The organism is Lysinibacillus sp. RC79, assembly GCF_041262405.1.
Lineage (GTDB): Bacteria > Bacillota > Bacilli > Bacillales_A > Planococcaceae > Lysinibacillus.
The window spans coordinates 21560-36479 of record NZ_JBGCCD010000011.1 but is presented as its reverse complement, the minus strand read 5'-3'; the positions used below and the strand labels follow the sequence as shown (position 1 = coordinate 36479).

Sequence of the window (14920 nt, the reverse complement as noted above, 5' to 3'; positions counted from 1 at the left end):
CTCTACTTTTCATTTAGAATAAATTGCTGAATGGCTGGCAGCAATTCTTTATGAAGTGGTAATGTTGGGTCTGAATACGTCGCAAAATTTTTCGCGCGATCTGCTGGAGCATTTTTTAACACATGATTCATTCCGTCCATATATACAAGCTCGGCATCTGGTTTTGCTTTCTTTAACGCTTCCGCATCAGTCGCAACTACTTGTAAGTCAGTTGTACCTTGAAGAATTAAAACTCGGCTATTCACTTTTACTAACTCACTTGCAGGGTTATATTTTAACCATGAAATCATATACGGTTGAATCGAAGAACGGAAGAAAGATTGTAACTCTGGCGAAACGTTCTTCACTAGCTCGCCTTTTTTCAAAGATGCAAGAGCATCTGTTGATTCTTTTAGAAGGGCTGGTGTTAACTGAACTTTTAATTGCTCCAACAGAACTTCATCTATTGGTCTTCCAGTGCCTGCTATGGAAACAAAGGACTCTACATGTGCTTTTTGTGCTGCTAGTAAACCGATCAGTGAGCCTTCGCTATGGCCAATAATATGAACACTTGAAAATGCTTTATCGGCTAACAGGGTATTAATTACTTGAACTGCATCATCTACGTATTGGTCAAAAGTTATATCTTCTTCCTTTGTTAAAAGGGATTGATTATCGCCAATTCCACGTTTATCATAGCGGACAGTTGCAATACCATCTTTTGCTAACCCCTCCGCTATCATTTTTAAGCTATTATTTTTACCAGCTAAGGCTGAATTTCCATCCTTATCAGTTGGACCAGAGCCTGCTATAATAAGCGCAACTGGAGATGGCTCGTTGCTAGCCTTTTGAAGAGCCGCTGTTAACTCACCATTTTGAACGGGAATCTTTAACGTTTCATACGTAACTGGTTGTTCTGGCTGTTCTTTGAATGGCTTTAAGACAAGTGGGAATTTGCCACCATTTTGTTGGAACGTTGCTTCAATTTGCCCATCTTTTAATGTGCCATTAATTTCAACTGCAGAGCCATTTAAGTTGATGGAAACATTCACTTGATCACCATTATATGTAATGCTTTTAAATGGATGATTCCCTTGAGCAGGTACCGATAATTTCCCGTTATCTTTTTGCAAATCAACGATAATTGGAAATGCTCCATTTGGTGTTTCAATATTCCCTTCCCATTTTCCGATTAGTTGTTCATTCATTTTATTGTCCCCTTTCGTCTCTTTCCCTTTTGTGTTGTCTTCCTTCTGCGCGCACGCTACTAATAATAAGAGTGCACAACATAAAAATAATAGTTTTTTCATAAAATCTCTCCCTCTATATGAAAATGACTAACAAGATTGGCAAAGATATGACAAGTAAAATAATATAGCTCCATTTATTCGCCATATTCACAGTCCAACCAACACCGTATTTCTTTTGCACTAATAGTGATGGATCATTTTTATTGATGTAAACAATACCCCATTTCCAGTAGCGATCATCGGCTGAAGCTGTTTCGTTTGTATGTAAATCATCAAAGCGCTCATTACTTTTACTTAATTTCCAAATGAAGAGGATAAGTCCCCCTAAAGAGACGATCATAAAAACAATAAAAAGAGGGAAGAAGTAAGGAGCTGTTTGATTTTTTAAAATCACTGTCGTGTAATGTAAAACAACAAGAAGAATGGTCATATTATAATTAATCGCCGCAAAGTACCAGCTGCCATATTTACGCTGTGCAAGCTCTCTATTGGCAGAAGCTTCTTTCGCCTGTGCGCTCAATTGTATTTTGGCACTTTTCATACCTATGCTTATTAAGAAAGAGCTAATTTGCGTCCCTAGTAAAATAAGCGGCAATGCAATAACAGATATCCTTGTTTTTTCAGTCCAACCGTCCACCTCACCTGCTGCATTCCAATGGGTAGCAAATACATCTGGGATGGCATTGTAATTCATATAGGTAAAGGTGATCAATGCTAAAGTAATAATAATTGGGAATGTGAAAAAAGTAGGTGAGAGTACTTCATCTTTATCTCGAATAGATAAATCCATCACATAAACAGTTTTGACATGTGCTTCCCAATTTTCTTGTTTTTTTAGTTTTTTGATTTTTATATGATAAGACATATAAAGAGCAGCTGATATGAGTAGCATGACAAATAGGAATATAAAGGATAGTAAAACAAATTTCTCTTCCTGAATGGACGTCAATAGTAGTGAAATTTGGCCTATCAGAAATGCAACTGCTATGCTCCCGACCATCATGCTGTAATGCTTTTTAAAAATACGTAATTGCTGATGTTGCACATACGGCTCTGGAATTGAAACACCAAACACAGTTGTTTTTCTCGCAAAATATGGTGTTAATGTTTCCAGTACACCTACAAAGATAAAGATGCTTAATATAAAAAGCATATTTTCCCTACTTCCATTGTTTTAAAATTCGATGAAACAAACTTGTCATCTGATCTTTTTCGAGACCACGTGCAAAGGCCTCTGCCATAATTGGTTTTAATGCATTTTCTACTTTTTCAACTTCCGTCTCTTCCAGTTCTTTTTTTTGACCACCGATAATGATAGCCTTTGCTTTCGGCTTTAATTCGATTAACCCTTTTTCTTCAAGTTCATGATAGCTCTTACTTACCGTACTTACATTAATACCTAAATCCGAAGCCATTGAACGAACTGAAGGTAATGTGTCACCATTTTTTAGCTTTCCCTTAGCGATTAACTCAATTAATTGATTCGCTAACTGTTTATAGAGCTGTAATTCACTGCTTGGATCTAAATGAATATGCATCTTAGCCCTCCCATCTGTATCGCTTATCACCAAACAGAAATCTGTCATACATAGAGTAATACAGTTTCCTAAAAAAGTCAAATTCTTCTATAAAGTGAAAATTAATCAGTTTATCTTCTTTACCACCACTGGTCTATCAGGCTATAGGGTAATTAATGCGAAATAAAAAAAGGACCCAGAAAAATTCTGGATCCCAAGAACACTTATTTCTATTTGATTTGATCTGTATCGGTTTTTGCTTCTTCTTAAGATACAGCAAAACAGAATATCCTCTGCCTCACCTATTCCTTAAGATTTTAGAAGCTCACCCTATACAGTTGTGGCGGACTTTCCTGAGATTCCTGGTCTTTGGGTGTTTGACTACTCATTCTACATCCTCCTAATCATTTTAGATTGATAAGTGATTCCTCTCTTAATATGAACTGTTTAACAAGTGTTTATTCATGTGAAGGGCATTTTTATTAATAATGGCTTGTTAAAGAATAAAACTCCACGAAAATGCAGAGTTTTATTTTAGGCGTCTTCTTTAAAGACCTGTTGCGCAATGGATCAATTATGCCTCGGCATAATTGCGTCCGGAATCGGCTTTGTGCTTGCACAAAGCCGATTCCGTGATATCCGCCGGAGGCATTAACTTCTTTCAGCAGGTGTTTGGACACCTGCTGAAAGAAGTTAATGCATTTTGCACACGTGGAAAACCTATGTACGGCACTAATTGTAATAGTGCTTCCACAATTTCTGTCTGTGTCAAACCTGCATGTAAACCACGTTTAATATGTGTCTTTGTTTGTGGGGCAGCCCCTTGAGTTATTACTGCTGTAATGACAATAAGTGCACGTTTTTTTGCATCTAGCCCTGGTCGTGAATAAACATCACCATAGGCAAATTCAATAATCATTTTGCGTAAATTTGGTGCTACATCAGCTAGTGCATCTGCCTCAATCATTTGTGCCGCTTCTTCCTTTGTCACATACTGTTTAATTGTTTCTAATCCCCTTGTAAAACGCCCATTCATTGAAATCCCTCCCATTGTTATTTCTTTACACAAAAACCCCAATTCCGCGTCTCCAGAATTGGGGATTGTCCTTCACCTATGTAAGGGGCTCTTTTTCGTTTCACCCTCTAGCTCTAACGAAAAAGGAAAATGGTTTATCATAGTGCCTCACTGGACAGCTTTAATGAATATCTATGCAAAAGTCACAAGGACATGCACGCTAAAATAATTGTTAAATTAGACAAGTTTTTGCCTTTTCGATTTGGATGGTTACTTGATCAAATCCTGTACCACCTAAGGAATGGCGACGACGAACAGCTGCTTCAGGCGCTAATACATCGTAAATATCCGCTTCGATAAGCTCACTTTCTTTTTTCATGTCTTCAAGCGGTAAATCTAATAAGTAGATACCCTGTTGAATACATGTGAATACAAGTTTTCCTGTCACTTCATGTGCTTCACGGAAAGGCATACCTTTTGTTGCTAGATAATCTGCAAGCTCCGTAGCATTAGAGAAGTCAGAATGTACTGCCTGATGCAAACGCTCTGTATTGACAGTCATCGTGCGAATCATACCTTCAAAGATTTTTAGTGAACCAAGAATTGTATGGACTGTATCGAACATACCTTCTTTATCTTCTTGCATATCTTTGTTGTATGTTAACGGTGTTCCTTTAAGAACTGTTAATAAGCCCATTAAGTTACCGTAAACACGTCCCGTTTTTCCACGGATTAACTCCGCCATATCAGGATTTTTCTTTTGTGGCATAATAGAAGAACCCGTTGAGAAGGCATCATCTAATTCAATAAATTTGAATTCATCTGTCGACCACAATATAATTTCCTCTGCAAAACGAGATAAATGCGCCATTAATAATGATGAATTGCTTAAAAATTCAACGATAAAATCACGGTCACTTACTGCATCCATAGAGTTTGCATAAACCTCGCTGAAGCCTAAAAGCTCAGCAGATTTTAAGCGGTCGATTGGGAAAGTTGTACCCGCCATGGCACCTGCACCTAAAGGCAGAATATCGATACGCTTAAGCGATTCTGTAAAGCGTTGTTTATCACGCTCTAACATCCAAAAATAGGCCATTAAGTGATGCGCAAATGAGATTGGTTGAGCACGTTGCAAATGTGTATAGCCTGGAGCAATTGTTTCCACATGCTCCTCAGCCTTTTCTAGCAAAGTCTTTTGGAATGTCTCAATTAAACCGATTGCTTCCTTCACACGTTTTTTCAAGAAAATATGCATATCCGTTGCTACTTGGTCATTTCGGCTACGGCCTGTGTGAAGCTTACCTCCTACAGGACCAATTAAATCAATGAGCATTTTTTCCAAATTTAAGTGAATATCTTCATTGGCAACTGTAAATTCAAGCTCCCCTGCGATTGCTTTTTCTTGTAATTGTGCAAGTCCACCGAGAATTGCCTCTACGTCAGCTGCTGGTAAAATTCCTGTTGCGCCAAGCATCGTAACATGTGCTACGCTACCTTCAAGGTCTTCTAGAACAAGCTGTTGGTCAAAGCCAATCGATGCGCCGAACTCGTCCACCCATGCTTCTGCTGATTTTTGGAAACGTCCGCCCCAAAGTTTAGTCATAACAGCTCACCTTTTCCTTCGTATCTTTTCGAAAAGGTGTAGCACAGCGCAAAACTATCCTACACCTTACTTGTCAAATTAGTTTTTATTTACTGAAGAGTTCACCACTGTTGGCAGACCCCATAATTCGATGAAGCCTACTGCTGAAGCATGGTTGAATTGATCTTCTTTAGAATATGTTGCTAGCTTTTCATTATAAAGTGAATTTGGAGATTTACGTCCTTCCACAATTGCATGACCTTTGTAAAGCTTCACGCGCACAGTTCCGTTCACAAATTTTTGTGATTCAGCAAGGAATGACTCCAATGCTACACGTAATGGAGAGAACCATAAACCATCATAAATTAATTCAGATAATTTTTTCTCAATGACTGGCTTGAAGTGTGCTAACTCTTTTACAAGCGTTAAGTCTTCAAGCTCTTTATGAGCCGTTAATAGCACTTTTGCTCCTGGAATTTCATATACTTCACGAGATTTAATACCAACTAATCGGTTTTCTACGTGATCGATACGACCCACACCGTGTGCTCCAGCTACTGCATTAAGCTCTTGGATTAAATCAGCAAGCTTCATTTCTTTACCGTTTAAAGATACTGGCTTACCAGCAACAAATTCAATTTCTACGTATTCCGCTACATCTGGAGCATTTTCCACAGAAACTGTTAAACCGTAAGCTTCTTCTGGTGGAGATACCCATGGATCTTCCATTACGCCCGCTTCATTCGCACGGCCCCATAAGTTTTGGTCGATTGAAAATGGTGAATCTAAAGTTGCAGGAATCGGTACATTATGTTTCATTGCATATTCGATTTCCTCATCACGGCTCCAGCCCCACTGACGTACAGGTGCTAATACTTCTAAGTCTGGATTTAAAGCTTTGATGGAAACTTCGAAACGAACTTGGTCATTACCTTTACCTGTGCAACCATGAGCTACTGCGTCCGCACCTACTTGATTAGCAATTTCCACTAATTTTTTAGAAATTAATGGACGAGAAAGTGCCGATACTAGTGGGTATTTTTGTTCGTACCAAGTATGAGCTTGTAATGAAATTAATGCATATCCTTCAGCGAATTCATCCTTCGCATCTACCATATATGATTCAATTGCTCCTACTTGAAGAGCTTTATTTTTTACGAATTCAAGGTCCTTACCTTCACCAACGTCAAGACAAACTGCAATAACGTCCCAACCTTGTTCTTTTAACCACGGAATTGCTACAGAAGTATCAAGACCTCCCGAATATGCTAATACTACTTTTTTATTTGCCATAAAAAATGCGCCTCCAATTAATCTATAAGATATGTATGTTTATACATCCAACTAAAAGTTTATACACGAATAGTATCATGTTATAAAAATAAAAACAAGTGTATTTTTATAAATTAATAGACTTTTATGTTTATTGTAAAAAGTGTGTCATTCCAATACTTTAAGTGCTTGTACAAACTATGAATATTTTTACTCGGAAAAACGATTTTTTACTCGCAACATGAATGTATATAGTATAAATTTCGGGATAGTAAATAGTTTACGAGGGACTGATTTCCGTTCCGGTTAGGTGTATTCCTGGGGCGTCCATCCTCTGCTTCAATCAACCACTTCACTTTGAATGTATTTTCTTACATGTCCCTGTGATTTTTTGTTTTTCAATACAATAAAAAAAGAACCCATTGTTTAAAATGAGTTCTCAATATGTCGACAAAAAATAAAACTATTAAACAATGTCTATCAATAAACAAAGGTTGATGTTCACTCCGAGTTGGCGCTTTCAGCGGGCTTGGCTTTAATCTCCTCGTGAAAAATCAACGGTTCCTCATGACAGGTAGAATCGCCAAGCTAAAACCAAAATGATTTTATCGCATAGAAAAACAAAGTAGCTCTACTATCTGAGAATTCATTATGCAAAATGGATTCTTTTTAGTTTGTTCTCAAATTATAAAACTATAAAAATATGTTATTTTCCTTTAAGCACGTGATCGTTTATTTTTTTTGCAATCGTTTTTTGACCTTCACTAATAACTGTTAATCTATCTTTCTTGATCGTCACTAAAACGCCGATACCACGTAAGAAAAATTCATCTTCTTTTATTGCATGTAACTCAAGTGGCATTGTAGCTGGTAGGAAAATGTATAAACGATTATCCTCTTGTAACGCTATTTCCACTTCATGTTCAGGATGTTCTTGGAGTTGGTATTTCCCTACATAGCCCTGTAAAATGTTGACTGGTAAATGCACAGCTTTATATTGCTCAGGCTTTTTCGGCAAATGGAACTCATGTGTCATTATTGCTTTTTCAATTGCTTCACCGATCGCTATTTCATAATCCACTTCTTGCTCTTTACTGCGTAAAAATACAAAGATTGTCTTAGACTGCGGGTAAATTTTAAATGTAGTTGCATACCCTGGCCAACCGCCATTGTGCCATACACATTTCCCAAGTTGTTCATCCTCGGAAATAATCCAACCCATCCCATAAGAAAAAGGTTGTTCCGCTGTAAGAGTTGAGGGCGTAAAGGCTTGCACAAGTAAAGCTTCATCCCAAAGTTGTGACTGAATAACAGCACACCCTAATTTCCACAAGTCCTCTACCGTTGAATAGATCCCGCCATCGCCAGTAATATAATTCAAACAAGTAGTACCTTTCGTTTCCTCAAACTCCGAAGGTTCCACATATTGTCCAGCATACATATCAAACACATAGCCCTGTGCAATTTCATTCGTATATTGTTCGGTAAAAGTAGTTGACGTTACAGTTGTGTTCATCATCTTTAGCGGTTTAAAAATAGCTTCTTCCATATATTCAGTATAAGTTTTATTGGTCACACGCTCGATTAAAAGAGCTAATAAAACATAACCGGTATTGCTGTATTCCATTCTTTCTCCTGCTTCAAAAAGTCGAGGTGGCGCATATTGAGTTAATAGCTGCAGCACGTCTTCATTTGTAGCAACTGTAGTTTCATCCCAATTTGAAAACAATGCCATATAATCAGGCAAACCTGATGTATGATGTAATAAGTGGCGTACAGTTATATTTGTGTAAGGTAAATGATCGAACCATTGGTTAATATCGTCGTCGAATGTTAATTTCTTTTCTTGTACTAAAAGTAAAATTCCCAATGCTGTAATCGGCTTTGATACAGAAGCTAAGTTAAAACGTTGATGGAGTTCCATAGGTGCGTGTGTTTGAATCGAAGCTTCGCCACAGGCACCTTGTAATAAAATAGTTTCATCTTGTGCAAGCAGCACAGTTCCATTAAACGTATCGTCAAGCTGTTCTTTCACTTTATTCCAATACATTTGAAATTTCCTCCTCAACAATTTGATTTAGGCGCTGGATTAAGCTACGCAATTGTTCTAAATCTTCCACAGGCATTTTGCTATAAATCTTATCAATAATGAGTTCATTAATTTGCTCATCGCGATGATAATAGGCATCTCCGTTTTCAGCTAACATGACAACTACTTCCCGACGATTATTAGGGTTAATATCGCGTTTTAGGTAGTTTTCTTTTTCCAGTCTCGCTACTATTTGACTCACAGCACTCGGGGAGATTTCCATGAAGTGAGCGATTTCGCCCATTGTACACTTTTTATGCTTGTGTACAAAATCGATTACCATCGTTTGTTTCATCGATAAATCATCTTTAAATAGAGCTTCTTGAGCCTTCGCTAATTTTACATTCATTTCATAAGTATATTGATTAATGTCATCAACAATTTGCTTTATATTAGTCATCTTTATCAGCCTTAATATTTTAGTTAACTTAAATATTAATCAACATAAATTATTTTGTCAATAAAAAGGGAATTTGAATAAAAAAACTGTAAACACACTCAATTTTCACTTGAGTATGCCTACAGTTAAATACTTACTTTTTATTGAAAAATGATTTACCTAAAAATTCAACGGTTGCAGGTGCCATTGCATATAGCTTGCTTGTTAACCCCATGATCCGTGGTAAATTAACCTCTCGGACAGGGCGCTCGATTGTTTTTATCGTAGCTTGTGCCACTTCTTCAGCTGTTAATAAAAATCTCCCTAAAGACTCGCGATAGCCACTTTCATCACTCGCCTTGTCTAAAAATGGTGTATCGATTGGACCTGGATGTATCGCTGTGACTTTAACGTTATACGGAGCCAGTTCCATGCGAAGCCCATTCGTAAAGCCGACAATCGCATGCTTTGTAGCAGCATAAACACTAGCCTTAGGTGTCGCTACCTTTCCTGCCTGTGAGCCGATAAAGATGAGCTGACCTTGTTGACGTTGTATCATAGGCGCTGCTAAACGTTTTGCTAAATATATCGGTACACTGACATTTAGCTCTACCATTTGTCTAATAGCTTCATCTGATAAGTCAGGTGCAATGCCAAACTTACCTACTCCGGCAGATAAAATAACTACATCAAGAGGCGGTAGCTGTGCACATACTTCATCTACTGTAGCTAAATTAGTTAAGTCTGCTTGAATCACGTTTGCACCAACGCGTTCTAATGCTTTCAATGCCACTGTATTGCGTCCTGTTGCATAAACCGTATGACCTTGTGCTACTAATAATTCTGTAATTTTCAATCCTACACCACTTGTTGCACCTGTAACGAAGATAGTCTTTTTATTCATGTTCATATTTAAACCTACTCCCTGTGAAATAAATAGATACCTTCTTCCGTTTTTGTAGATGTAATGAAATTGTTGGCCTCTAAGTAATCTAAATAACCTAGCGTTTTGGACAACGTCAGACCAAGCTGACGCTGAAAAAGCGCTGGGTAAAAGCGCTTCGTTACTTGTACAGCGGTTAATGATTCGTCACCAAATAATTCGCAAACCTTCAAGGATTGCTGATGCTGGCGTTCTAGTCGTTTATTAATTAAATCAGGAATATTCTCTAGCTCAGCACCATGTCCTGTATACATCTTTTTTACGGGTAATCGACGTAAAATTTCTAGCGATTCATTATATTGTAGTAATGATTTAGTACGTCCTAATGTACGGTCTAGTGGTGGCTCAATTAATGGGTTTGGTGTAATTTTTTCAAGCAATAAATCTCCACCTATTACTTGATGAGTTTTTTCATCCCAGTAGATTAAATGGCTTTGCGCGTGTCCTAATGTTTCAATAGCCTTTAGTCCAGGATGTCCTGGCACTTCATCCCCATCGTTAAGAATTTGTGTTAATGGTCTTTCACCCACAAGCTCTATTTCACGGCGGACATGTACACTCGGCTGGATATATTGTTGAGGAACTCCGTGCTCAAATAAGCGCTCACTGTAAAACTGCACATGGTAACGTAAAAAATCCTCGTCATGACGAAGCCATTTATCGTTATAGGCATGCCCTAAAATTTCTGCGTTTGGAAAGGCATCCACCCAACCTGCATGATCTGGATGATGATGGGTTAACACAACCTGTTCAATATCTCGCATGTCAAAGCCTGCTGCTCGAATACCCCATTTAAGCGCATCATAGGCTTCCATTGTTTTTGGACCAACATCAAAAATTGTCAATGCATCGCCTTTTACAACAAATGCATTCACATCTCCTACGTCATAGGGTGTTGGTATTTCTATTTTGTATATAGACAAAAGCTGTTTCCCCCTTTTATGCAACTAGTGAATACCGATTCATTCTATTTTACAAGTTTTTCTTCTTTTCGTCACCCTTCAGTTGACAGGTTGACGTATTATCAATATAATTTTGAATAATCTAATTATTTTTGTGCGTTGATGAAGCCAAGTACGTAATTGGTGAAGGTGTTTTAGAGAGTGTTACATTTGCTGAAAGTAACATCACCCGCTCCCATTACCGAACCTACTTCTGAGCAGTTATGAAAACATAACCGTTTCCCTTGCGATAAAAGGGCTATGAGTTGTGCCAATTGGCAAACAAAGGTGGTACCGCGGAAACAACAGCGTTTTCGTCCTTCTTTATAAGGACGAAAGCGCTTTTTTATCTTCATTCAGCAAATGTTTTGGTGGCGTCAGCTACAAATGTTTTAGTGGCGAAAGCGTAGCGACAGGTACAGATCTTTTCTGTGCGTAAGCGTAGCGACAGCTGAATGAAGATAAAGCCTCCGGGGGATGTCACGGATTTTCAAAGGAATGAATTGTGCTAGCACAATTCAAAATCCGGAAGCATTGTTTATCTGCGCGAAAGCGAAGCGTCAGCTACAATTACGCCAAGGCGAAATTGAATTTGAACTGGAGGTTTTATCATGAAAAAAATACTATTTATTGGTGCAGGCTCTATGGCTGAGGCATTGATTCAAGGCTGGATTAAACAAAAAGTATTTACAGCACAAGAAATTTACGTCACCAATCGCTCAGACAAAGATCGCTTACATTTTTTACACAACACATATGGTGTAAATTGCAATATTGAACATGATATTTATCAGCAGGCTGATTTAATCATTTTAGCGATGAAGCCTAAAGATGCCATTGCAGCGATGCGTGAGTTAAAGCCTAAAATTACAGAGCAATCAGCCGTTCTTTCTATTTTAGCTGGTATTGCTATTTCTACTATTATAGAACATTTAGGTGCTCGTCCAGTCGCACGCGTTATGCCTAACACTTCTGCCACAATCGGGATGTCTGCAAGTGGGATTGCCTTTAATGACAAAGTGACAGCAGAACAGCGCTCCATTTTCTTACAACTGTTAGAGGCGGTTGGTTCAGTTATTGAGGTGAATGAGGATCAATTACATGCAGTAACGGCTCTTTCAGGGAGTGGCCCAGCTTATATTTATTATTTAATGGAGGCATTTGAACGTGTTGGTACAAAGGTCGGTCTCTCGAAGGATACAGTACGACTATTAATGACGCAAACACTTGCTGGTACTGCGGAAATGCTGAAACAATCCGTCGATGAACCTAATGTCTTACGCCGTAAAGTCACAAGTCCAGGTGGTACAACAGAAGCTGGAATTAAAGCTCTTGAACAATATCAATTTAATGAAGCCATTGAAGCATGTATTAAAGAGGCTGAAGCTCGATCTCGATCACTTGCAAATAGTAAATAATGGGTGCAAAATAAAGTGAAACTTTAAACAGTGGGGGTTTTATTCATCCCCCACTGTTTATTAGTTGACCGAATCGGGCTTTTACGGGCAGTTTATCTCCCATCTAACTTCTTTGCTTTTGCCAAAATTTTGAGGTGGGAGTATTACTGCCCGTTAATGCGGGATAAAGTATATCACTAAGGATTAGGGGGCTTTATATTGGCTAAATTATTTGAACCTTATCAATTACAAAATATCTCTTTAAAAAATCGTGTTGTGATGGCACCGATGTGTATGTACTCTGCGCAGGATGATGGACTTGTCACACCATTCCACCAAGTACATTATGCAACTCGGGCTGCTGGTCAAGTTGGTTTAATCATCGTCGAAGCTACTGGTGTTGTACCAGAGGGTCGTATATCTAGTAACGATCTCGGAATTTGGGATGACGCTCATATAGAAGGTTTAAGCCAGTTAGTTCAAGGAATGAAGGCATACGGAGCAAAAACCGGCATACAGCTTGCACACGCTGGGCGTAAAGCAACTGTAGATGGAGAAATATTTGCGCCATCAGCCATCGCATTTAGCGATGCTTTTAAAACGCCAACTGAAATGACATTAGAAGACATTGAATATGTTGTAGAAGCATTTAAGCAAGCAGCTATTCGAGCAACTAAAGCAGGCTTCGATGTTCTAGAAATCCATGGAGCACATGGCTATTTAATTAGTGAATTTTTATCACCCGCAACGAATAAACGCAATGATCAATATGGTGGCTCTCAAGAAAATCGTTATCGATTATTACGTCAAGTCATCGATACTATTCGTAGTGTTTGGGAAGGCCCTTTACTTGTGCGTGTTTCCGCTGAAGACTACGCAGAAAACGGTACAACAATGGATGATTTTATCGTCTTCAGTCGTTGGATGAAATCACAGGGTATCGATTTAGTGGATGTTTCTACAGGTGGTGTCGTGCAAGCACATATTAATGTTTTTCCAGGCTACCAAGTAACTCATGCTGAAGCGATTAAGCATGGTGCTAATATTCCAACTGGAGCAGTCGGCCTTATTACGACAGCCATTCAAGCAGAGGAAATTTTACAAAATAATCGCGCTGACTTAATCTTCCTAGCGCGTGTTCTTCTACGCGAGCCATATTGGCCACTTCATGCTGCTAAGGATTTAGGAGAAGAAGTTACACCTCCAGTGCAATACGTACGCGGTTGGTAAAAAATAGCGGTATATCGGCTATTCACCAAAATATAAAAAACAGCTTGTTGATTTATGTTAACAAGCTGTTTTCATTTCAATAAAGAGGGTTTGGTTTAATTTCTACATAAATTGCCTTCACTAACATCTCTGCATCATCTGCAGTTACGACTTCTCCATTGACGATGGCGAAGATCCTTATCGGAAATTAATAAAAAATAGCTCACTGACATTGTACTATATATATCACTTGATTTTTTACGACTGGAAGATTAAATACACAACTGTTGTTTCTTGCCATTTCCATAAATCATCTTTAAACAATCTGAAAACAAAACCTTCAATCTAATTCACACGAGAAAATAAATCCGTAATAATCGATTCATCTTCACATGTATTTTTAAATGAAATAGCAAACTTCTCTAATGTTTTTTTATCAGAGGAATAAGCACAAAACATACTGGCTTTGGAATCAAAATTAACAATACCTTTTAATTCGGGCATTTTTTCTTCAAGAAAGACAATCGCCAAAGATCCCCAATCATAACCTCCTCCTTTAAATCTCTCATCAAGTGATTAAATCTAAAAAGTAATCTTCTTTTTTATACTTTGTAAAAACGGATAGAACATGTTCTTCTTGTAAGTTTAAATCTAAAGTTTTATTAAAAAAATCCGTTGGTAAACATAATACAAGTGTTAATTTATCTCCATCTGGATTTAATGGCCAATCAATACTTTCAGGCAAGAAGCTATATCCGCCAAGTCGAGCTACATTGGATTCATTTTCCACGCCTTTAAAAATAACTTCAATCGACATTTTTTTAATACCACCCTCATTAATAACTTTATAGTCATTTTTCCCTTATTGATATACAGCTGTTTTTCCCGACAATAAATACCTAACTCACTTTACCAAACTTGTTTACCGTTAGTCGATCCAACACATATGCCTATATTACTACTAGCGATACCATAAATTACCTACATTGTAGTTTTATCAAAAGTGAGTATCTGAATCAAAAACCTAAGTTTCAATCCTTCTATCAATGAAAATACATTCGAAAACATTAGTATTACAACTATATAGCTACCCTTACTTCTTATCAAAATAATTAGCTCGCTTTTACTTACCTGTGTACATTTCCGATACAGAAGAAAAACGAAAAAACATATGCAAAAGAAGGATTTCGAACACCTTCTTGCATATGTTTATATAGCGATAACTCTTCTTCAACTAACAAACCAACTGTTCTTCGATTCTACAAACCTCAAATCCTCGCCAAACTCAAATATGTCAACTATATCTTTTATTGCAGCTGGTTTCAAAATTTCGATTTATATGCT

13 protein-coding genes and 1 pseudogene are annotated in these 14920 nt (G+C 37.8%); 2 read left to right on the top strand and 12 right to left on the bottom strand.

Going from position 1 to position 14920, the window contains the following annotated elements; genetic code table 11:
- Nucleotides 1-2: 2 nt before the first annotated feature.
- The 10 genes from ABH968_RS12550 to ABH968_RS12505 all read right to left on the bottom strand — a co-directional run bounded on the left by ABH968_RS12550 (nt 3) and on the right by ABH968_RS12505 (nt 10952).
- Nucleotides 3-1289: an alpha/beta hydrolase gene (locus ABH968_RS12550; protein WP_370044366.1), complete on the bottom strand. Its 1287-nt coding sequence runs from the start codon at nt 1287-1289 to the stop codon at nt 3-5.
- A 13-nt stretch (nt 1290-1302) separates the two neighbouring features.
- Nucleotides 1303-2382 (bottom strand): DUF1648 domain-containing protein, encoded by a 1080-nt coding sequence (locus tag ABH968_RS12545; RefSeq protein ID WP_370044365.1) that lies wholly within the window; start codon nt 2380-2382, stop codon nt 1303-1305.
- 7 nt (nt 2383-2389) lie between these two features.
- On the bottom strand, nt 2390-2767 hold the full coding sequence (locus tag ABH968_RS12540) for a GntR family transcriptional regulator (protein ID WP_370044364.1): 378 nt from the start codon (nt 2765-2767) through the stop codon (nt 2390-2392).
- A 640-nt stretch (nt 2768-3407) separates the two neighbouring features.
- Complete coding sequence (locus tag ABH968_RS12535; protein ID WP_370044363.1) at nt 3408-3782, bottom strand: carboxymuconolactone decarboxylase family protein; 375 nt, start codon at nt 3780-3782, stop codon at nt 3408-3410.
- Between the two features lie 211 nt (nt 3783-3993).
- Nucleotides 3994-5367, bottom strand: coding sequence for an argininosuccinate lyase (argH, locus tag ABH968_RS12530; protein ID WP_370044362.1), 1374 nt, complete (start codon nt 5365-5367; stop codon nt 3994-3996).
- Nucleotides 5368-5445: 78 nt separating this feature from the next.
- Nucleotides 5446-6639 (bottom strand): argininosuccinate synthase, encoded by a 1194-nt coding sequence (locus ABH968_RS12525; protein ID WP_370044361.1) that lies wholly within the window; start codon nt 6637-6639, stop codon nt 5446-5448.
- Between the two features lie 685 nt (nt 6640-7324).
- Nucleotides 7325-8668, bottom strand: coding sequence for a serine hydrolase domain-containing protein (locus tag ABH968_RS12520; protein ID WP_370044360.1), 1344 nt, complete (start codon nt 8666-8668; stop codon nt 7325-7327).
- Complete coding sequence (locus tag ABH968_RS12515) at nt 8655-9107, bottom strand: MarR family winged helix-turn-helix transcriptional regulator (protein WP_370044359.1); 453 nt, start codon at nt 9105-9107, stop codon at nt 8655-8657. The genes ABH968_RS12520 and ABH968_RS12515 overlap by 14 nt, the downstream gene beginning before the upstream one ends.
- Nucleotides 9108-9240: 133 nt before the next feature.
- A complete protein-coding gene (locus ABH968_RS12510; RefSeq protein ID WP_370044358.1) occupies nt 9241-9996 on the bottom strand; it encodes an SDR family NAD(P)-dependent oxidoreductase in 756 nt (251 codons plus the stop codon).
- Between the two features lie 8 nt (nt 9997-10004).
- Nucleotides 10005-10952 carry an MBL fold metallo-hydrolase gene (locus tag ABH968_RS12505; RefSeq protein ID WP_370044357.1) on the bottom strand — a complete coding sequence of 316 codons (948 nt, stop codon included), beginning with the start codon at nt 10950-10952 and terminating at the stop codon, nt 10005-10007.
- Between the two features lie 629 nt (nt 10953-11581).
- On the opposite strand from ABH968_RS12505, the gene proC reads away from it, so the two are divergent.
- Both proC and namA read left to right on the top strand, forming a co-directional pair.
- Nucleotides 11582-12388 (top strand): pyrroline-5-carboxylate reductase, encoded by an 807-nt coding sequence (proC, locus tag ABH968_RS12500; RefSeq protein WP_370044356.1) that lies wholly within the window; start codon nt 11582-11584, stop codon nt 12386-12388.
- Nucleotides 12389-12586: 198 nt separating this feature from the next.
- Complete coding sequence (namA, locus tag ABH968_RS12495) at nt 12587-13597, top strand: NADPH dehydrogenase NamA (protein ID WP_370044355.1); 1011 nt, start codon at nt 12587-12589, stop codon at nt 13595-13597.
- 324 nt (nt 13598-13921) lie between these two features.
- Here the strand turns inward: namA and ABH968_RS12490 are convergent.
- Together ABH968_RS12490 and ABH968_RS12485 are read right to left on the bottom strand one after the other, a co-directional pair.
- Nucleotides 13922-14134, bottom strand: a pseudogene (locus ABH968_RS12490) (Imm51 family immunity protein); the annotation flags it as partial.
- A 10-nt stretch (nt 14135-14144) separates the two neighbouring features.
- Nucleotides 14145-14393: a hypothetical protein gene (locus ABH968_RS12485; RefSeq protein WP_370044354.1), complete on the bottom strand. Its 249-nt coding sequence runs from the start codon at nt 14391-14393 to the stop codon at nt 14145-14147.
- Nucleotides 14394-14920: the final 527 nt, after the last annotated feature.